Here is a 21,309-nt window from a genome sequence, read left to right as displayed (position 1 = left end):
CTTTATTTTTTCTGTGTATTACTTCTCGCCATCGAAGGGTCAGCAACATACTTTTGAAGAGGATGATTAATCATTTCCGGAATCCAATAGAAGAGCTTGTTTGCTAATCGTAAAGGCTTTATGTACTTATCCTTCATAGGCTTGGCCGCTCTTTGAATTATCAAAGCAAGCTCTTCGTAGCTATAAGGCTTAAAAGCGCATAAATCTACAAGGAGTTGACTAACCTTTTCCCGAGATGCCCACTTTCCTAGTTTTGAAACTCGTTCTTGGAGCCCTTTAGGAAGTTCCCTCAGTAATTCGTTACGACTTTTCGGTTGGCTTTCGATCTCAAATGTACCATGCTGAGGTGGTATCTTTTCGCCTTGAGGTGGTATCTTTTTGCCCAATGTACCATGCTGAGGTGGTATCTTTTCTCCCAATGTACCATGCTGAGGTGGTATCTTTTCTCCCAATGTACCATGCTGAGGTAGTATCTTTTCTCCCAATGTACCATGCTGAGGTAGTAACCTTTCGCCTAATGTACCATGCTGAGGTAGTAACCTTTCGTCCTGAGGTCGTAACCTTTCTCCTAAGGATACCACCTTGGAGGTTCTTATATAGTAAGTGTTACGACCCTGCCCCTTCTTCTCTAGGAATCCAAGATCGCAAAGCTTATGAATCTCCAAGCGTGCACGGGCATGAGTAATCGAAGAATCCAGCTGGCGATACGTAGCATTATCTATCGCACCCACTTCTCTCACGAAGACTAGAGCCAGCTTCTGCTCATTCACCAAGCCAAACTCGGCATATTGAGCCAACCACTCCATATTCTCCTTGCTGAGGAAATGATGGAGCAGAAGTCTTGCCGTAAACTTATTCGCTTCATGGTTCGACTCAAAAGTCGGCGGCATCAAGCCTGCCTCCTTCATCAATCTGCGCATCGCACCAATACCAGTACCCTTAGTCTCAGCAAGATTCGTATCATGGAAAATCTCACTGATTCTTGGATTGCGAAGCATAGAGCCTGGCTCTCCCCAATCATCCTGAGGTTTCAGAGAATAGCCTGGGTTGTGAATCTCAATACGATTGGAATAGCGGATAATCTGAATCGGCTGATTCACTCGATTAGAACGATGAATATACGAATTGACTATCGCCTCACGTAATACCTTATTGGGAAGAATCGCTGGTGTAGATGCCTGCATGGAATCTTTCTTCAGTTCAAAGCCTTTTGGCAGGTCATCCATCACAGCACTACATGCCTTGTTTACCATGAGGATTAATGGTCCGCGCATATCGATAGTTTGCTCAAAGCGATTATCGCCATCAGCTAACCATTGATTGCCAGAAATTCTAATGTAATCAACTCTGAAAGAAGGAACCAAACGACGAAGCGACATTTGTTTTCCAAAAACCAAGAGCCCCGTATAAGTCAAATCATATCCACCTTGCTTATTCTTCTTAATAGCTCCTAATGCCCTCAACAAATCTACATCATTCAGCGTCAGTTCTTCCGCATCAGGATTCACTTCCTTGCGAAGTTTACGATAGAAATTGAGTGCATTCTCATCTATATCATCAAGGTCTGCATCATCTACAATACAACTATCATAGGTATCAGCAGATTGATAGAAAAGATACATATCCTCTTCTGAGCATTTTTCATCAGAAGGACCTATACGACGAAACGCCCCCTCAGGCAAACCACGCTTGGCAAAATACGCAGGCTTCTGACTCTCAGGTAACTCTTCGATTTTGACAACAATAACTGTCTTACCCAAATATTCTTCCACATTAATAATCGGGCGAATACGGACATTGAACATAGAATTGCACATAGCGACAAAATCAGATTGAATCTTGTCAGTATTCTCTATATTCTCAGGCTCATAAATAGGCCTGCCGTCTTCAGCTATTCCGGTACGCTTGGCACCTAAAAGCAGATAGCCACCGCACAGACCTGGCTCGTTGGCAAAAGCACAAACCGTTTCCATCATGCTCTTGCCAACAGCCGATGCCGACTTGGCCTCTATTCTTCTATTTTCATCAAAGCTATTTAGCTCTGCAAATAATTCCTTCGCTGTTCTCATTTTCTTAATTATATTATAGGTAAGGGGAACTTCATTTGTCACCCTCTTTAGCCTATTCGGCGGTAAAGTTAATCAAAAAATCACAAACTTACAAACAAAAGATCGATTTTTTCGCTTTATTCTTCTCATTTTCAGATATAATTAGTATCTTTGTGGCGTTTTAATTGGAGGATAGAGATATGAGTTTAAAATTAATTGATAGGGAAGAGAAGAAAGGCCTTGCCAAACTATGGGAAAACATAGATATTTGGTGGTATTGCCATATTACAAGCAAATATCGTTCTGTTTGCTGTTGGTTTAGAGTGTGCTGTAACAAAAGACGTTGGAAGCTCGTAAAACAAGCAGCCTTCCATACATATCCATTCTCTTATGAATATTTTTATGATTTGCAGAAAACATACATGGAAGAGTTAATAGCACATTATAAACATGGATATTTCGCTACAGCAGAAACTTACGAGCCAATAGTACGTTGGATAAAAATGGCGGTCAAACTCCATGATATTATGCTTGACAATAATGTTGATCTTTTCGAATATGAAGGAGAGATGGAGTTTGTGCCAATAGATGATGGAAAGTTCTATAAAATGAAAGACGACAATGTGAAGTACCATTGCTTGGTAAAGGTAAATATGAAAAACCTTGACCGCTATCTGAAATTATCACATAACCAAAAAGCTAAAGATTGGTATATAGAGCATCCTCATGAACTATACCAGTTGAAAGCATGGTACTTATACCATAAGTTACTTGCCTACTATGCACAAACGTGGTGGGACTAAGACCATTTTTTCGAAGTATAGAACAATCATACGACCAATGGATATATAGCAATACAACAAAAGGATGTATAGTCGTACAACCAAAGAATGTTGCCACTAGGCTCTGCAAATCGGGAATAGGGATTTTCCCTTCTACTTTAGGGAATCCTCCTCTTTTTATTTCAAAAGAAAGCTGTACTTTTGCAACCATAAAACAATATAATAACTTATAAAAAACAGTTTAGCTTATGAAAAGAAATGAAGTAATGGCGCTTATCGCCACAACCATATTGATGTTTGCCGTATGCCTCTCGGCTTCGGCTAAAGGAAAAAGAAACGTGGAGCGGGGAATGACCAAGCAGGAAGTAATAGCCATTCTTGGAAAACCTAAGCTCACCAGTTTCGACATGTATGGGGACAAATGGGAATATGACAAATATAATTATCTGTCTGGAGATTCCAAGTACATCACGGTCTTCTTCGACAGAAACGGAAAGGTTGTGCAGTACGATACAAAAATCATAGAACCAAACAGCCAAACATCGAATGTACAGCAGCCACAACACCCTACCCCACCCATCTACGATGGAAAATGTGATCCAGATGGCAGAATGGATTACGGCTATTGTCTCGATGATGCTTCCTTCTCCAAACTATATAATAAGGTGAAGAAGGCAAGCTTTGATGACAACAAGTTCGATCTGATAGAAATAGCCAGCCTCGGCTGTTACTATTCCTGCGCCCAGGTGGTCCGCATCATGAAGATATTCCCTTTCGACGATGAACAGCTGAAAGCGCTCAAAATGATGGCGCCACACATCGTGGACCCACAGAATGCCATCGTCATCTATCAGCTATTCAGCTTCGACAGCGAAAAGCAAAAGGTGGGAGAAATACTAAGCTGCAGCAGATAATTATCTGGTATCTTAAAAAATGATATCAGCTATGATATAAAGAGACTTTTATGTTAAATTATGCATATTGTTTAGCCGGTTTAACAAAATAGGTGTATTTTTGCAAAATCAATTAAACAATATTGAGTTATGATACAAAAAGAAGTAATCAGAGAAATACTCTTGGAGAACAGAAAAGAAGTAAAAATATTATAGCATCTACAGGTGCAAAACAAATGAATACAGATATACTATCAAAAGACAAAGACCCGATGGGCGCCGCTATCCTTGATTATCAGAAATCGGGAAAAGCAGGAAGATTACGTGTGCTATCATCTATGTTCGAGGAAGATGAAATGCCGGTGAAACATCTCTTCAGAAAAGTTGAAGAGATGCCGATGCTGGAGCAGAAGGCTCTGAAGCTTGCCAAGGGAAAAGTACTGGACGTGGGAGCCGGTGCCGGTTGCCATGCACTCGCCTTGCAGAAGGAATGCAGCACAAAAGATGCTTCGGCAAAACAAGAGAATGCATCCGAAAAACAAGATATTTCTTCGGTAAAAGCCATAGATATTTCTCCTCTGAGTTGCGAGGCTATGAGATTGAGAGGCGTAAAGGATGCTGAATGCATCAACCTCTTTGATGATCATCTGGAAACAGGTTTCGACACCATCCTCCTCCTGATGAACGGAACGGGTATCGCCGGGAAAATAGAAAACCTCCCTGCCCTCTTCAACCGTCTCAAGGCTTTGCTCAACCAGGGCGGACAGATTCTTATCGACTCCTCCGACCTCAAATATATCTACGAGAATGAAGACGGAAGTTTCGACATCAATCTGAATGGTGCCTACTATGGTGAAGTGGATTACCAGATGATTTACAAAGATATAAAGGGCGACAGGTTCGACTGGCTCTACGTAGATTTCCCACTGCTCAAATCCATCGCCGAAAGCTGCGGCTTGCAGGGCGAACTCGTGGCTGAAGGAGAACATTACGACTATCTGGCTAGGATTTTCTAAGCATATAAAGATAAAAAGGAGTTAAGATGATGGTCTTAACTCCTTTTTATCTTTTCTTTCTATTTAATCGTCGAAATCGTGACGTCCGAGAAATCATTCATATAATCCAGAATCTCCAGCGTATGGAAACCCCGTTTGGCTTTTATTTCAATGCTCGCCTCCACAAATTCTTCCTTAGAAAATCTCCGTTCTTTCAGTTCGTAAGAATGAACTTCCATGCCTTTCTGCTTGATTTTACTGATGAATTCCTTCACGCTATCCCTTGATGGTGCAGAGAAATTCAGCTCGATGGTAGAGGTTCCCAACTGCGGTATCAGATAATTCAGCACCTCCAATCCCATCAACACCATCGCCGTGGTAAGTATCGCCGCCATATACATGCCCGTACCGCATGCCAGACCTATCGCCGCCGTTACCCACAAGCCAGCTGCCGTGGTCAGGCCTCGAACCACATTTTTCTGAAAGATGATGGTACCGGCACCCAAGAATCCGATGCCCGACACCACCTGTGCCGCCACTCGGGAAGAATCCTTCAGTTCGAATCCGAATCCATATTGAGAAACCACACAGAAAAGCGCACTGCCCAAAGCCACCAGGAAGTGAGTGCGAAACCCCGCCTCCTTGGCACGATACTCTCTCTCGATGCCTATCGCTCCGCCCAAAGCCAGGGCGAGAGACAGACGAATGGTAAGGTCTACATAGGTTGCATCCATATTATTCCTTTCTTTTAAAAATCAAAAGATGAAAGAAGCCCATCGTGAGCCTCTTTTTTACTACAATAAATGCAAATATACAACTTTTTTTTGAAAGAAAGGCGAGAATTACAAAAAAATAATGTATCTTTGCAACTGTTAGTGCCAAACTCGGCAATTTACTCAATTTATTCACAAATACACATTATTTAATAATATATATGGCAACAGTTGACGACAAGAAGATCATCTTCTCAATGGTGGGCGTATCTAAGATTATCCCACAAAACCAGAAACAGATTCTGAAGAACATCTACCTATCGTTCTTCTACGGAGCAAAAATCGGTATCATCGGTTTAAACGGTGCCGGTAAATCTACGTTGATGAAAATCATCGCAGGACTTGAGCAACCTACCCAGGGTGAGGTGGTTTGGAGCCCAGGCTACTCTGTGGGCTACTTGCCTCAGGATCCTCCGCTCGACGAGAACAAGACCGTGAAGGAAAACGTGATGGAGGGTGTGCAGAAAATCTATGATGCACTCGCTGAATACGAGGACATCAACAATAAGTTCGGTCTCGAAGAATATTACGGAGACCCTGATAAGATGGACAAGCTGATGCAGCGTCAGGCTGAGGTGCAGGATATCATTGATGCTACCGATGCCTGGAACATAGACTCCAAGCTGGAGCGTGCGATGGCTGCCCTGCATTGTCCTCCTGGTGATTGGCCAGTTACCAATCTCTCGGGTGGTGAGCGCCGCCGCGTGGCTCTCTGCCGCCTGCTCCTGCAGAAGCCGGACGTGCTCCTGCTCGATGAGCCTACCAACCACCTGGATGCTGAGAGCATCGACTGGCTGGAGCAGCACCTGCAGCAGTATGAGGGTACCGTAATCGCCGTAACCCACGACCGCTACTTCCTCGATGACGTGAGCGAGTGGATTCTGGAGTTGGACCGTGGCGAAGGTATTCCATGGAAGGGCAACTACTCTTCATGGCTCGACCAGAAGACCAAGCGAATGATTCAGGAGGAGAAGACTGCCTCTAAGCGCCGCAAGACATTGGAGCGCGAGTTGGAATGGGTTCGCATGGCACCTAAGGCCCGTCAGGCTAAGGGTAAGGCTCGTCTGAACTCTTACGAGCAGATGCTCAACCAGGAGCAGAAGGAGCGCGAGGAGAAGCTGGAGATCTTCATCCCTAACGGTCCTCGTCTGGGCAACAAGGTGATTGAGGCTCAGCATGTAAAGAAAGCGTTCGGCGAAAAGGTTCTCTTCAACGACCTCAACTTCATGCTTCCTCCTAACGGCATCGTAGGTGTGATTGGTCCTAACGGAGCCGGCAAGACTACCCTCTTCCGCCTCATCATGGGCTTGGATCAGGCTGATGGCGGCACATTCGAGGTGGGTGAGACCGTGAAGCTGGCTTATGTTGACCAGCAGCACAAGGACATCGACCCTCAGAAGACTGTTTACGAGGTAATTTCCCAGGGCAACGAGACCTTGCGTCTGGGTGGCAGAGATGTGAATGCACGTGCTTACATCTCCCGCTTCAACTTCTCGGGCACCGACCAGAGCAAGCTCTGTAGTGTTCTCTCGGGTGGTGAGCGCAACCGTCTGCAGTTGGCTTTGGCATTGAAGCAAGAGGGCAACGTATTGCTTCTCGATGAGCCTACCAACGATATCGACGTGAACACGCTACGTGCATTAGAGGAAGGTTTGGAAGCATTTGCCGGTTGTGCGGTGGTTATCAGCCACGACCGCTGGTTCCTCGACCGTATCTGTACCCACATTCTTGCCTTCGAAGGCAACGGTGAGGTATTCTTCTTCGAGGGCAGCTATTCTGAGTATGAAATCAACAAGGCGCGCCGTCTTGGCGATACAGAAATCAAGAAGGGTCGCTATCGCAAGCTGATGGAGGAATAAAGATTCGAAAAAGGAAGCAATGATAGATTCCTGGGAAAGGAATAAAGTTTCGAAAAAGGAAGCAATAATAGATTCCTAGAAGCAATTAAATATTTAGCCTTAAGGGAAAAAATATTTTCCCTTAAGGCTATTTTTTTTTTGCCTTAAGGGTAAATATTTACTTTACTACTACCTTGCGGGTAGAACCATCGCTCATGCGGATGATGTTGAGACCCTTCTGAGGAGCAGAGATTCGCTTGCCGTCAGCAGAGAAGCGAGCCACCTCGCGAAGCTCTACGCTGTTCCACTTGCCAGTAGCAATACCAGTAGAAAGATTCTTCTCACAGCCCACATTGTCGATGCAAACATAGGTTGATGTATTCAGATAGCCATAACTCTTGTCTGTACCATCAAAGCTGATGCTCAGGGAAACAACCTTGCCCAAAGAAGAAAGGTCAAGCCAATCCCAATCTGTCAGACAAGTCCAGTCTGCCTCATTCTCAGAACGGTAATCAGCCAGATAATACTCTACGGAAGCTGTTGACTTGTCAGCCTTAGTACCAGTAAAGATTACCTTGAACCAAGAACCCTGCTTAAACTTATTGGCAGCTCCATTGCCATTCTTCACGCATTCTACAACCCAAGCAGAGTTGGTGATGTTCATACCCTTTACTACTCGTCCATCAGGAGCATCAGCCACCTTGATTACTTCCATAGGTGTATTAGGAAGAGAATTTCCATACAATACTCCGTAATTGGTAGAACCCTCAGCACCATGGCCTGCAGCAGAATTCCACTGGTCTTTGTCCAAAGATTCAAATGAGGTTGCGGTCATGTTGCTGTAAGAACAACCCATCCAGGAACCCCAAGCTGGGTTTACAGAGTTGACAAACTCATAAGAACCACTCTTGAAAGTACCAACCCATTCCGGACCATAAGCACCAGATACTTCCTCTGCATTATCAGCAGGACCAGCCCAGTGGCTTTTAGGCTCCAAGGTCAAATCCTCGAAGGTAGCCACAGCAGCATCCTGCGAAGCCTCAGCAGTCACTGCTGCATTGTTATCCTGTGCATTCGCTACAGATGAAACACTCAACAAGGCTGCAACGAAAGCAGCCAACAAAGAATACGAGTAAATCTTTTTCATACTTTACATTATTTATTATTAATAATTGAATTTTCTGTTTGATTGATGATTCGCCCCAGAAGAGGACTTTACTTGAAGATTATCTTCTTGCCATTCTTGATATAAATACCCTTCTGCGGAGTAGCCACACGGCGACCCATCAGGTCGTAATAGCTATCATCCTTGGCGGCAAACTTACTGTCGGTCTTGATGACTGAAAGTCCTGTAGAGGTACGAGGGGTGATGATGATAGGATTCTCATCATAACCTTCTACCAGATGAAGATCCTGGAAGCCTGTTACCTCGGTAGAAGTCTCGCCCAGCCAGCCACAATACTGGAAGGTTCCGTTCACCACCTTCACGAAGTTGATTTCCTCCAAATCCACGTGGTTGCCCTGCTCATCCACCGCCCAGTCGATATCGAAGGTGGAGTAATCATCCGTATTGAGCGAAGCATCCACATAGCCATACGCATCCTTGGCGTAGCGATAGAGCACCCAGTATTGCTTAGTTTCACTACCGTAATTCACGGCATTGTTCGGCAACTTACCTCCCTTGAAGGTTAGGGTTTCTCCTTCCTCCCACAAAGGCCAGAAAGACTGCTTGTGGAATGAAATCTTCATATGATAGCCCGTAGAATCCCGGCGTTCACCGTTCTTATCAGTCCATGAAGCCTCCCACTTGATGTAGTTATCAAACGAAGAGAACATCTGCGAATGCTCTCCTTCCTCTGCCACTGGCTTGTGATAGGTGATGGAGAAATCGTGAATCTCATTTGTATAATACTCAGAACCAGCCAGTTCATACCACTTGCAGGTGTTCACATCATTGCCCACACCCACATAAACAATACCAGGCTCAAAAGAACCGCCGATGGTCTCCTTGCCATATTTCGGGTCACCGCTGCTATAGAAGCCGTTGCCCTTGATGCGGAGGTCGGAACCTCGTTTGTTCTGTACTGGGTGGTCGAACTTCACGGTTACGTATCCGCCGTAAGTACCCAGATGCACAATCTGACCATCATTCAAGGCTTCGGTAGCCTCCTTGCAAACCTCCTCGTGGGTGGTTCCCTCCTCAGCCTGAGGCATGGTGTTGACAAACTGTCCTGGAGCTGGATGCAACTCCACAACTTCTACATTCTGTGTCTGTGCCGAAGCCACTCCCATGGAAAGGCTCAGCAATGTGCTCATTAAAATTCTATTCATATCTTTCATCTTACTTGTTTTCATAAATCGGCAAAGCCAGGATATGCGCCGGATTCACATACGTTTTCTGCGGCGCAAACACCGGCTGTCCCTCCTTGGTGTAGCCATAAAGATAACCCGCTGAGCCATAACTGCCCGCATCCGTGAAATACACGTTTTGGGTATAAGGCGAAATATAAAGCTCGTATGGCGAAGTTATCTCCTTGATTTTCTGGGTGATGGTTTCACAGAAGATACCATCTTTCACCTCCTTGGTCTCAGGATTGATGGTCTTGATCTGATAAACATACGCCCCCGTATTATACGAGAATTCGGAACCAACGGTATAAAACAGTTTGCCATCGGTGGTATTATAGGTACAAGGGAAATCGAAAGTAGAAACCTTATCTGTCTTGCAATCCACTATCACCGTCTTAGGCTTCACATTGTAATAATCTCCGCAGGAATTGATGCAGAGATACTGGCCTGCCTGCGACATTTCGCCATAGAGATTGATGCAGCCCGTATCGATGGTCTTGATGGATTTCATCGTCTCAGCATCCACCACCTGCACGGTGGTTTCATACGCATGATTCTCAGAGAAAGCGTAGCCTCCGGTATTTGCCACATAGAGTTTGCCCTCATAAAGACGCACTCCCTCAGGCTCCCAGCCCACCTCGCAAGTGGCAACCACCTGCTTGGTCTTCACATCAATCTTAGCCACATACCCCTTTTCGAAGGTCTGGTTGCCGCATTGGTGGGCGTAGGATGTGATGTAGAGATAGTTGCCGTCTGCGCACATTCTGCGATTGTTGGGCACATTCTCGGTAGCCCCGCAAGCCGTTCCGTCGGGATGAATATACTGGATGATGTTCGACCAGTTCACGGCGATGGCAATGAGCGTATCATTCACCTGGACGATGTCATTGGGCGTATCTCCCAGTTTGCTGCCGTTCACCTGTCGGAACCACTTGTTGGTGAGCACACCCGCCGTTCCATCGTAATAGGAAAGCTGCCCGTTATCCGACTGCCAGTTTCCCTCGTTGCAGACGATGAGATTCTCGCCGATAAGCGTAGGAGGATTTACCGGCTGGGAATCATCCGCTCCATTCTCGTTGGAACAGGCGACAAAACTGAGCGATAATCCTATCATCGCCAGCATTCCTAATATCTTATTTCCAAATTTTATTCTCATTTTCAGAAAATCTATCATCTATAAACTATTAACTATAAATTATCAACTATAAACTCTCAACCCTAAAGGTTACGCCAAATCTCCTTCCCGGCATCGGCCAGCGCTGAATCATCTCGTAACGCTCGTCAAAGATGTCCTGGCACTCTGCCTCCACCGTATAGTGGCGCAGGAATCGGTAGCCTATCTTCAGGTCGGTGCAGTTATACGCAGCCAATGGGTCTTCGATGGCATTCTCCGCCGTCCAATATCGCTTATCCACAAACATGTGGGAGATGGATGCAGTCCAACCCTTATATAATAAGGTATAGACCGCCGTCATCGACCACCTAGGCGAATAGGCGATGAAATCATTGTAGGCATCCTCCTTCGGGTTGGTGCGGTTCCGGTCATCCTGATACGTGCCCGTAAGGAGCAGGGAATGCTGACGATAATGCGCATTCACGCTCACATCCACACCCATGCAGCGGGTGTAGCCATAGTTGAGCATCGTCCACTGATACGAACCCTTGAGCGGCAGACAGACGATGCGGTCTTCCACCCGGTTGTAATACCAGTCTGCCTGCACATCGATGAAAGGCTTGCGGAAGGTAATTCCCACATCCACCTGTTTGGTAAATTCCGGCTTCAGGTTGCGGTTGCCCACCATCGTATAATAGAGGTCGTTGAGGGTTGGTGCCCGGAACACGGTTTTGTAGAACGAGCGGAGGGTCCAGTCGCCCAACGTATAGGAAGCCAGCGCATTCCACGTCATCTTATGCAGAGGTTTTGCCTTGCCCTGGGTATGGTCGGCGAGATGCGTATAAAGTCCGCTTACGCTAGCCTTCAATCCCCCATGCTGATAGAACGCCGAGAGCGAGCTCTTGCTGTCCAGGCGATAGACGTAATGGAAATTCTTCACATCGGTGGTGAGGTCACTCCATCGCAGGTCGCTGGAAGCTGAGAAGCCGAAATCGCGAATCTGATAGGAAGCCGAGAGCGCCACATATACATCCTGCTGATGATACCTGTTGTTGGCGTGAACCGAGATGTTCTCCGGATAATCCGAACGGTAATGCAGGAAATCGTTGGCGTATTTCAATATTGCCCTGATGCCTATCGAATGCAGATTTTCCGATGAAGGCTGATGCTTTCCGAAAGGAATCTGCGTGCGATACGACAGTTGCGAGAAGAAGTTGCGGTCCCATTCCCTGCCCACATCGGTGTAGGTATCCGAGAGTCGGCGCACGATTCCGCCCGGCAATCCCCTTCGGGAATTGAAGTAATACGTGTGCCATTGCAATCCCTTGTAGAAGGCGCAGCTTTCGATGCGGAACATCGTGATGTCGGAGTTGCGGCGGGTTCCCGTGGTGTCCTCGTATTCCGTATGATATTCAAACGGATAGTTGCCCTTGCTATGAGTAAAGGCAGCATCTATGAAGCCCCAATTCCGATAACTGTAAGTGGCTGCCAACTTGTGGGTTCCAAACGAGCCCAACTGGTAGGAAGCCTTGAGCTGAGTGCTGTCGGGGCGATGGGTCTTGAGATAAACCGTGGAGGCGGAAGCATATTCCGAAGCCGTCATCAGCATCTCTGTCTTGTTGGCATTGAAGAGCGAAACCGATTCCAGGGTAGAGAGCGAATACTTTCCCAAATCCACCGTACCGTTCTGGGCATTGGTGATGCGTACTCCATCCAGATAAACGCCCACATGCTGAGATCCGAGCGACCGCACGTTCACGGTCTTCTGTCCACCCAATCCGCCATAGTCCTTGATTTGCACGCCCGCCATATATTTCAGCGCATCTGCCACATTATTGGAAGGCAGGTTCTGCAACTGCTGATAGTTGATGGATTGGTGGGGAGTAACCTCCTGCATTGCCTTCACCACCACCTCGTCCAAGGCCTGCACCGAATCGGTTCGAAAACTCTGCCCATACGATACAGCATTTGCTGCCATGCATCCCCCGACGCACAGCAGTAATTTTCCTATTCTCATTTAATCTCCTTATACCTTAAACCTTAATATAATAAGTAAATATCTGTATGTCTCCATCACGAACCCATCCCACGGGGTTGGATAGAATCATCGGAATCGTATTCTTTTTATATCCCAGAGATATTCTTTGGGAATTTCTTTTCCGATGGCAACGGCAGGTCTTCTGACTTGCGTCCTCCCAGCATCTCACTCTATGTAAACATAAAAAGATGCAAAACTCATGGCAAGCGGTCTTCCCGAAAAATTGTCAGTGACCATGGTGCTTGCCGCAATAAGACGCTTACAGCAGCGGGACTGTCCGGGCTTCTCACCCGATTCCCTTTAAATCACTACGCACCAGTCCTGCCTAGGGCGGCAGAAGGTGGCAGCAAACCAATTGCGAGTGCAAAGGTACTATAAAAAAATGAATAAAAAGATAATTTTATCAGCTTTTTTATTACATCAGCGATAAATTTATCTTTTTACTCATTTCCTTTTTATTCTTTTACGATTTTCAGAAGTTCTGCGAAATCATCTATAATCCATTCGGCAGAAGCGAGCTGCTGGCGGGTTCCGTTGCCATAAGTCACGGCACAGGCCTTGCAGCCGGCATGATGCGCCATATCCACATCAAAGTTCATATCGCCCACCACGAGGGTTTCATCAATAGTTCCCTTCATTTCTCCCAAAGCCTTGAAAACCATATCGGGAGCCGGTTTTACATGCTCCACATCATCGCCTGCCACGATAGAAGAGAAAATATCTTCCAGCTGCATCTGCTTCACATATCCATCCAGCGAGCAATGGTTGCGGCTGCTGGCCATTCCCAGAACATAGCCCTGACGGTGCAACGCTCTCAGGGTTTCTATCACATGAGGGAAGGGCTGCACGATCATCGTCTTCTTGTTCTCCAGGAAGATTTCGCGATAGGTTGCCGCACATTCCAGTCCCTCCTCAGCACTCATTCCGAAGAGCGAAACGAAAGCCTCATCCAGTCTTAAACCGATGGTCTTGGCACAAGCCTCATCCGATTTCACCTCCAGTTTTCTTGCACGCATCGTATCCTGCAGGGTCTTCACGATGAGACTCTGCGAATCGCCGATGGTTCCATCAAAATCAAAAATTATATACTTCATTATTTTCTTGTTCTTATTCTTTTTACCCTGTTTTGATAATCGGGCGCAAAGATACGGATAATAACTGAAACTACAAAGCAAATTGCCTACGAATCGCCTTGATGATATTGTTACGGGCTACATCCGGCTTCATCGCTTCTTCTAAAGGCATGTTATCAGGAGTAACCTGAATCACTCTATCAAAACCTGCATTCAGCATCGCCTGCCTGTCGCTTACGCCACCCGACACGAGCCACACAAGGTGGAACGAAGATTCCGGGGATTTGCAATCCCCGGCAAGCTGCGAACAGACAACATGGCTTTTATCCGATTTCTTACACTTCAGAACATGCTCCAAAATCCTTTGCGGCAACTTCCCCATCAGGGTCTGACGGTCGCTATGTCCCTCGCCCGTAATCACGAGATCTGCATCCAGAATGAGTGCATCAAAACCAATCTCATCCAAGAGAAGTTCAGCCCCAGGACGAGCCTCAGCATTGAAATATTGCAGGAAAGCATAGCCCAGTCCGCCGGCAGCACCAGCCCCGGAAACCATACTTCTATCATATCCGAAATACTTGGCGCTTACCTCGGCAAACTTCCTCGCCCTATCATCCAGCATCTGCACCATCTTAGCATCAGCTCCCTTCTGAGGCGCAAAGACGTGAGCCGCCCCGTTTTCGCCACAGAGCGGATTGGTAACATCCGAAGCCAGCACAAAACTGCATTCCTGTCGGATTTTCTTCCAGTCGTCGCCCATCGCCTTGAGCATTCCGATGCCGCAATCAGATGTGGCGCTGCCGCCCAAGCCCACGATGAAACGGCACACGCCCCGGCGATAAGCATTCATAATCATCTCGCCCACGCCCCAGGAAGTAGCCTTCATCGGGTTGCGCTGTTCAGGCTCAATCAGAGCCAGTCCTGCGGTCTGCGCAATCTCAATAATCGCCGTATCATCCACGATTCCGTATTCATCCTCAATCCATCGCATCAGCGCATCATGGGCATGAATCCTCACTCGCTCTCCCTTCATCGCCAAGAGAAAAGCATCGAGCATTCCCTCTCCCCCATCACTCATTTCCAGGGTAATGATTTCGGGAGAAGCCTCATCCGCATTCCATTCCTTCACTCCCGAAGCAATCGCCTCATTCACCTCTCTGCTCGAAAGGCAGCCCTTATAAGAGTCGCAAGCAATTATTATTTTTTTCATGCTTAATCATCATTTATCAAACAACCCCAATTCTCCTTTTAACCTCATCACTTCCTTGTCAAAATCCGACAAGAACTCACGGTCTTGAATCACCCTGAACTTATCATATTCCTCATAAGCTTTCAACCGAGCTTCAAGAGCCGAAACCTTTCCCTTATCTATCAAAATTGGATAAGATGATAATTCAAGAAAACCATCCAAGAACTTGACCCATTGTTCCATAGTCGTTGGAATATGGCGTTTGGCACGATTGGCAGCTAAGTCAATATAAGCAGAAACAAGACCATTCAATTCCTTCATCTGTTCTATATGCAAATAATTCTTTGCTATTGTCACATCCGATTTCAACACCTTACCATCGGGAGCTTGAGCCCAAGAAGTTAATCCCATGTGTTTCTTGGTTGCATCGGCAGAAGAATAAACGATTTCTGCTGCCGTCTTACCCGTAATTGCCCAATGCAACTTATTCTGTACCTTGGCATAAAACTCCTGCGTTGTAGTAGCATTCTTCTGATAATCGCAAGCCGTGGCATAAATATCTGTTATTTTTTGATAAGCCATACGCTCGGATGCTCGAATCTCCTGAATACGTTCCAGCAACTGATCAAACTTCACCTGAACCTGCTTTCCACCTTGCTTAAAACGCTCATCATCTAACACGTAACCGTTTCGGATAAATTCGCTCAAGGTATTGGTTGCCCATTGACGAAAACGAGTTGCCTTGTAACTGTTCACACGATAGCCCACCGCAATAATCATATCCAGATTATATACATTCATTTCGTATTTCTTCCCATCATCCGCAGTTATCCAAGATTTTTGGATAACTGAATATTTATTGAGTTCTCCGCTGTTCAAGATTTCATTGATGTGATAGCTCACTGTTCGCACATCTACTTGAAAGATTTCTGCAATTCTCTTCTGTGTCGTCCAAACCGTATCTCCATCAAAGACTAATTCCACTCTCAGTTTTCCTTCCGAATCAGAGAAGAACACAATATCCGTATTGCTATAAGTATCAGCATTTTGCAATGAAGAAGAAGATAAATTCTGCTTACCAGAAAAATACTCTAATGCAGGCAATGCATTCTCTTTCTTGGAACTGAGCGACATAGAAATAAGAAGGCAAGCATAACGGGAAAGATGGTAGGACTTCAGCTTTCTCTTTGCCTCACTACCAATAGTAACCATTTCGTTGACTTCAACGAAATGGTCTTCTACACTCTTATTGTTTTGTACACATAAGACCTTAGCCTTATCTATGATTTTGCAAAAATTACGATAATCTGCATAACCAATAACAGATGCCAATTCCCTAGCCGACCAAAATTCTTGTCCAGCCTCATCCATCTGTCTGATACTATCAAATCTCTTATTCATATCCTATTTATTTTATCATTCCCTAAAGCATCACCAATGAGGAGTGACGCTTTCCCGCCCGCAAAATTAGCCATTATTCCTGAAACCACAAACCTTTTTGGGAAAAACTTTCAAAAACAAAGCTTTTGACGGAGACCTTCTAGCAACATCTCTTCGAAACAAACATCCTGATTGGATAGATCGATGGATAGATGGAATACTTCAAAGAAGCATTCGATGCGCTTGTTGATGGCGAGGAAGAATAGTTCTTTTACAAGATTCTAGCAAATCATTTTATACCCAAATCCCCCTCACATTGATGATTCTGATATTTTCATCGGCAGATAACTTGTGGCGGAGCTTGGTGATGAAAACATGGAGACTGCGGGAATTGAAGAAGCTGTCATCGCCCCAGAGTTGCAGGAGAATATCCTTGCTCTCTACCACATTGTTCTTGCTCTCCACAAGCATGCGAAGGATTTCGGATTCACGATGTGACAGTTCTGTATCCTTACCTTCCAACTGCAGAATCTGACTGGTAACATTCAGGCGATAACGACCGATGGAGAGCCATTGATCAGCAGCATTCGGATTATCAGGAGAAACATTCCCCCCTTCCTGTTCTTCAGAAGAAATATTTCCTACTGAAGCCCGATGACAAAGCGACTTGATACGGACGATGAGCTCCTGGATGGCAAACGGCTTCTTCAGATAATCATTGCCACCCAATTCAAATCCCTCTACCACATCATTCACCGCCGAACGAGCCGTGAGGAAAAGCACAGGGGTACGGGAATCCGTCTTGCGGATACGGCGCACCATCTCGAAACCATCCATTTTGGGCATCATCACATCCGCAACCAGCACATCAGGCTTCTGTTCATCGAACATACGAAGCCCCTCTTCGCCATCATGCGCCGTGCGCATCTCGAAGCCCTGCGCCTCCAAGGTGTCGCTCAGAATCATCGCCAAGGATGTTTCGTCTTCTACCAATAATACTTTTATCTTATTCATTGCTTCTTTTTTACTTTTTACTTTTAAGATTAAGACTGGGGGACCAGCGATGGAATCGCTGGGAACGGGGGTGCAAAGGGGACTATGTTCTTTTTACCCTTTTACCTTTAAGAAAATGCAAAGTAAAGCAGCTTCCTTTTCCCGGCTCGCTTTCTACGGAAACAGAACCGCCCATTTTATCCATCAGGCTCTTGACATAGAAAAGCCCGAGACCATAGCCCTTGACCGTATATTTATTGCCATCCGTCACCCGATAGAACTTGTCGAAAATATAAGACAATTTATCGTGGTCAATACCGATTCCATTATCTGATACGGAAACCAGCACTTCATCCTCGGCTTTTTGGAAAGCCTTGATTTCTATCTTCACGCTATCTTCAGAATACTTGATAGCATTGTCTATGAGATTGCTCACGATGTTTGAGAAATGCATCCGGTCGGCATGAACCATCAGATTTTCCGGTTCTACAGACAACGAAACATTCACTTTTTTATCCGTTCTTACTCCTGAATTCACTTTCAGCTGATGCTGGGAGATTAATGGTTCAATCACCTCCTTTATTGGAACTTCCACGATATTGAGAAGCATCGATTTCCGTCGTTCCATACTCATCGACAGAATCTGTTCCACCAATCCGCTGAGCGTCTGCAACTGCTCCTGGGCGATGGTGAGATACTTGCGCGCCTTATCAGGATGCTGGAGCATTCCGTAGTTCAGCAGGGAGTCGGTGGCAGCATAGGCTACGGCTATCGGAGTCTTCAATTCGTGCGTGATATTATTGGTAAAATCACTCTTCATCTCATCAAGCGTTTTCTGCTTGAGCATCGTATGAATCAGGAACCAGAAGACGAAAGCCAGGATAAGCATGATGAAGAGCGATGTGGCAAGGATGCCTGCCATCTGGCTGAGCACAGTCATCGTAAGCGGCTCTAGGGTAAGGACATATTTCTCCTCATTCGCCTCCCCCTCATTACAAACCACATATTGGTATTGCTTGGCATTGGCGGAAGGCACATACCCCTTCGTCGTCACTTTCGCCAAAACCTTCTTTCCTGCAAAAAGCTGAATCTGATGCGGAAGTGGATGAGCATTATCGCCCACCAACAAACTGTCTGAAAGCATCTTGGCAACCCATGCACTGTCATAATCATTGATGTCTGGTTTGGCAATTTCATTCAATTTGCCAAACAGCGCTTGTTGCACCATAGTTGCCAGCTTGCCCGACATCATCATCATCAATTCCTGGTCCTTGTCATCTTCACTATGCTTCTCTTGCTTGGTAAAAGTTGTTTGAACAGACTGAACGATCTTTCCTCCACGAACCTTTTTAACCTTTACCTTTTGATCTATATCATCGTCTTCATCCATAGAAAAGGCAACAGCACCCGTCAGTTGTCTATGAGGTCCTTTATCATCATTGCGCAATCGTTCGATTCGCTTCTTCATCTCCATGAAGTGAGCGTACTCCATTCCACCCTTGATTTTCGCTTCAACCCCTTTTTCCTGAGACAGATAAAGCCCCACGAGCCAATAGGTCTGATATGCGAAGATGCAGACCAAAGCCGTGATGACGAGCGTAACTATGTATTTAAGATGTAACTTCATTCTTTCCTTTATTAAAGATTTTTCCAGATGAATTAAATACTCATTTTCTGAAAATCGGATAAACCTCCGTGGTATTCTTCCATCCCCATTTACCATTCTTTTGTGGCGCAAACTCTCGTCCCATCTTGGCTCCTATCCCCCAATGTTGATTGAACATCACTTCCATGAAGCCACCATAGCTGCTCTTGGGATTGAAAGGAGACATGATGACGCTTCGAGGGTCAGAGGTTTTCGTTGGAACATATTGTCCATAGAATCCCACTGTGAACCAGTCGTTTACCTGATAAGCCATTCGCCCACCAAAAGAAGCTTTGGTGAGATTGCCCAATCCATATACTCCCGTGTTTATCTTTTCTATCCCGACATAAGGAGAAAAAACAAAACGCCCGAAATTTTGTTGATAAACAACCCCTGCAGTCTGCCTATTCATCAGTCCAGGGACTTCAATACCCGAAGAATATACCGCCATCGTACCCAAATTCGGGGAAGGAAGAGAAATATGAGGTATTGCATTCGGCGCAATCTCTAAAGGTTTTCCTTCTTCCGACATCCAAGGTGCATTCGATTCAGAGTAATAAGATTTGCCTTGAAGTACAGGAAATCCACCGAGCGAAGGACGAGAATATTCCAACGACATACCTTCCTTAAACGACATACCTTCCTTAGGTAAAGATGCCTTCGGAATGGAATCCAAAGAAACACTCTTCACTTCCTGTGCTTGCATTACCAATGTACAAAAGCAAGCCACAACTGCCAATATGAATATTCTTCGTTTCTCTTTCATGCTTGCAAAAGTAATAAAAAAGAAGATAAGTAAGATACTTTTCAGGGAATTATTTCTGATTTGATAAGACTAAATAACACTTCTGATAAGACTTGATAATCAAAATTCCTTGCTGACACGAGATTTTTGCAGTACTTTTGCAACCGAAATCGGGAGGGTTCCTTCCAAAAGAACGATAAAAAGATAAGAAGAATATGAAAAGATTGGTTATATTAAGCGCTTGTCTGGCCAGCAGTCTTGCCGACTGGGCACAAGAAAACAGAAATGATTCCCTGAGAATGGACAGCATCATCCATTCCCTCCCCGATGTGATGGTAAAAGGCAACCGACCTATCGTAAAGGTGAAAGGAGCAGCATTGACCTATGACCTGCCTCAACTCATCAAAAACCATCCGGTGGATAATGCCTATGAAGCCATCAAGCAACTGCCTGGCGTGAGCGAACAAGATGAAGCCTTGACTCTCAACGCCCAATCCGTAACCGTGATGATAGACGGCAAGGCTACCACCATGACGAGCGAGACGCTCTATTCGCTTCTGAAAACGATTTCTACCAGCCGCATCGCCAACGCTGAAGTTGTCTATTCAGCCCCAGCCCGCTATCAGGTAAAGGGACAAGTCATCAACCTCCTGCTGAAGCACAACACAGGCTTTCACTCCCTGCAAGGCGAGTTCTTCGGCGGCTACACCCACCAGAACCGCAACAGTTACACAGAGCGCGCCTCCTTACTCTTCACCAACAAGAAATGGGAAATAGACATGCTCTATTCCTTCGGTCATGGCAAGAGATATTATTACTATGAAAATGAGTTTGCCCACACCTTGACTGATGGCACTTCCTATGCCTTCTCTACACATAGCGACAATATCAAACGTCATCTCAACCACAATATCCGACTGGGAATCAACTATCATCTGGCAAAGGATCATCAGCTCAGCTTTGCCTACACCTCACAACTCAATAACACGAGAGGAACTTCAGAGGATGATGGCGATTTCACATCCCTTCTCAGAATCCATGCCAAGAGTCAGTTTCACAATTTCCGCCTGGATTACTCCACACCATTCGGCTTCTCGGCAGGAGCTGAATACACCTATTATAATTCTCCGGATGAGCAATGGCTGAAAAGCAGTCTCTACGATGAGATTTACGACATCACAAGCCAGCAACGAATCGACAAATGGCACGCATACCTCAAGCAGGAGCACGACTTAGGAAAAGACTGGGGCTTGAACTACGGCATCAATTACACCACATCAAGAGACAAGAGTTCGCAGGAAAACAACAACAAGTCTTCTGATGGCAACACCATTCAAACCGAAGATCAAATGTGTTTCTACATCGGAGCCAGCAAGTCGTTCGGCCAAAAACTCACGATGGAAGCATCGCTCATGGAAGAATATTACCACACCCCAATCTGAGATGAGTGGAAC

16 protein-coding genes, 1 pseudogene and 1 riboswitch are annotated in these 21,309 nt (G+C 45.6%); of the genes and pseudogenes, 5 read left to right on the top strand and 12 right to left on the bottom strand.

Features of this window, described 5'->3' with window-relative positions:
* Positions 1–2: 2 nt before the first annotated feature.
* Entirely contained in the window at positions 3–2,069 is a 2,067-nt protein-coding gene (locus KUA49_RS05470; RefSeq protein ID WP_218412347.1) for an ATP-binding protein, read from the bottom strand.
* Between the two features lie 179 nt (positions 2,070–2,248).
* Between KUA49_RS05470 and KUA49_RS05465 the strand changes: the two genes are divergently transcribed.
* The 3 genes from KUA49_RS05465 (at position 2,249) to KUA49_RS05455 (ending at position 4,739) form a co-directional block, all read left to right on the top strand.
* Positions 2,249–2,851 carry a hypothetical protein gene (locus KUA49_RS05465; RefSeq protein ID WP_218412346.1) on the top strand — a complete coding sequence of 201 codons (603 nt, stop codon included), beginning with the start codon at positions 2,249–2,251 and terminating at the stop codon, positions 2,849–2,851.
* Positions 2,852–3,078: 227 nt separating this feature from the next.
* Complete coding sequence (locus KUA49_RS05460; RefSeq protein WP_203050315.1) at positions 3,079–3,744, top strand: DUF4476 domain-containing protein; 666 nt, start codon at positions 3,079–3,081, stop codon at positions 3,742–3,744.
* Between the two features lie 215 nt (positions 3,745–3,959).
* Complete coding sequence (locus KUA49_RS05455; RefSeq protein ID WP_218412345.1) at positions 3,960–4,739, top strand: class I SAM-dependent methyltransferase; 780 nt, start codon at positions 3,960–3,962, stop codon at positions 4,737–4,739.
* A 59-nt stretch (positions 4,740–4,798) separates the two neighbouring features.
* On the opposite strand, the gene KUA49_RS05450 is transcribed toward KUA49_RS05455, so the two are convergent.
* Positions 4,799–5,452, bottom strand: coding sequence for an MgtC/SapB family protein (locus tag KUA49_RS05450; protein WP_218412344.1), 654 nt, complete (start codon positions 5,450–5,452; stop codon positions 4,799–4,801).
* Between the two features lie 200 nt (positions 5,453–5,652).
* Between KUA49_RS05450 and ettA the strand changes: the two genes are divergently transcribed.
* A complete protein-coding gene (gene ettA, locus KUA49_RS05445; protein WP_006847047.1) occupies positions 5,653–7,350 on the top strand; it encodes an energy-dependent translational throttle protein EttA in 1,698 nt (565 codons plus the stop codon).
* A 157-nt stretch (positions 7,351–7,507) separates the two neighbouring features.
* Here the strand turns inward: ettA and KUA49_RS05440 are convergent, their stop codons facing one another.
* The 10 genes and pseudogenes from KUA49_RS05440 to KUA49_RS05395 all read right to left on the bottom strand — a co-directional run bounded on the left by KUA49_RS05440 (position 7,508) and on the right by KUA49_RS05395 (position 19,876).
* Positions 7,508–8,476 carry a DUF4465 domain-containing protein gene (locus tag KUA49_RS05440; RefSeq protein ID WP_218412343.1) on the bottom strand — a complete coding sequence of 323 codons (969 nt, stop codon included), beginning with the start codon at positions 8,474–8,476 and terminating at the stop codon, positions 7,508–7,510.
* Between the two features lie 68 nt (positions 8,477–8,544).
* Positions 8,545–9,660, bottom strand: coding sequence for a PKD domain-containing protein (locus tag KUA49_RS05435; RefSeq protein ID WP_218412342.1), 1,116 nt, complete (start codon positions 9,658–9,660; stop codon positions 8,545–8,547).
* 10 nt (positions 9,661–9,670) lie between these two features.
* Complete coding sequence (locus KUA49_RS05430; protein ID WP_218412341.1) at positions 9,671–10,834, bottom strand: hypothetical protein; 1,164 nt, start codon at positions 10,832–10,834, stop codon at positions 9,671–9,673.
* Between the two features lie 46 nt (positions 10,835–10,880).
* Positions 10,881–12,809, bottom strand: a complete 1,929-nt coding sequence (locus KUA49_RS05425) for a TonB-dependent receptor plug domain-containing protein (RefSeq protein WP_218412340.1) — start codon at positions 12,807–12,809, stop codon at positions 10,881–10,883.
* 135 nt (positions 12,810–12,944) lie between these two features.
* A riboswitch (cobalamin riboswitch) is annotated at positions 12,945–13,165 on the bottom strand.
* Between the two features lie 120 nt (positions 13,166–13,285).
* Positions 13,286–13,924, bottom strand: coding sequence for an HAD family hydrolase (locus KUA49_RS05420; RefSeq protein ID WP_218412339.1), 639 nt, complete (start codon positions 13,922–13,924; stop codon positions 13,286–13,288).
* 70 nt (positions 13,925–13,994) lie between these two features.
* Positions 13,995–15,113, bottom strand: a complete 1,119-nt coding sequence (locus KUA49_RS05415; RefSeq protein ID WP_218412338.1) for a glycerate kinase — start codon at positions 15,111–15,113, stop codon at positions 13,995–13,997.
* Positions 15,114–15,122: 9 nt separating this feature from the next.
* Positions 15,123–16,493 (bottom strand): RhuM family protein, encoded by a 1,371-nt coding sequence (gene rhuM, locus KUA49_RS05410; RefSeq protein WP_218412337.1) that lies wholly within the window; start codon positions 16,491–16,493, stop codon positions 15,123–15,125.
* Positions 16,494–16,753: 260 nt separating this feature from the next.
* Positions 16,754–17,486: pseudogene (locus tag KUA49_RS05405) on the bottom strand (response regulator transcription factor).
* Between the two features lie 82 nt (positions 17,487–17,568).
* Positions 17,569–19,092 (bottom strand): sensor histidine kinase, encoded by a 1,524-nt coding sequence (locus tag KUA49_RS05400; protein ID WP_218412335.1) that lies wholly within the window; start codon positions 19,090–19,092, stop codon positions 17,569–17,571.
* 40 nt (positions 19,093–19,132) lie between these two features.
* On the bottom strand, positions 19,133–19,876 hold the full coding sequence (locus KUA49_RS05395) for a hypothetical protein (RefSeq protein WP_218412334.1): 744 nt from the start codon (positions 19,874–19,876) through the stop codon (positions 19,133–19,135).
* Between the two features lie 194 nt (positions 19,877–20,070).
* Between KUA49_RS05395 and KUA49_RS05390 the strand changes: the two genes are divergently transcribed.
* Positions 20,071–21,297 carry a hypothetical protein gene (locus KUA49_RS05390; RefSeq protein WP_218412333.1) on the top strand — a complete coding sequence of 409 codons (1,227 nt, stop codon included), beginning with the start codon at positions 20,071–20,073 and terminating at the stop codon, positions 21,295–21,297.
* Positions 21,298–21,309: the final 12 nt, after the last annotated feature.

The organism is Segatella copri, from assembly GCF_019249655.2.
In the GTDB taxonomy this organism is placed as follows: Bacteria; Bacteroidota; Bacteroidia; order Bacteroidales; family Bacteroidaceae; genus Prevotella.
Note: the sequence above shows the minus strand (reverse complement) of the source record. Positions and strands in the feature narration are given on the sequence as shown.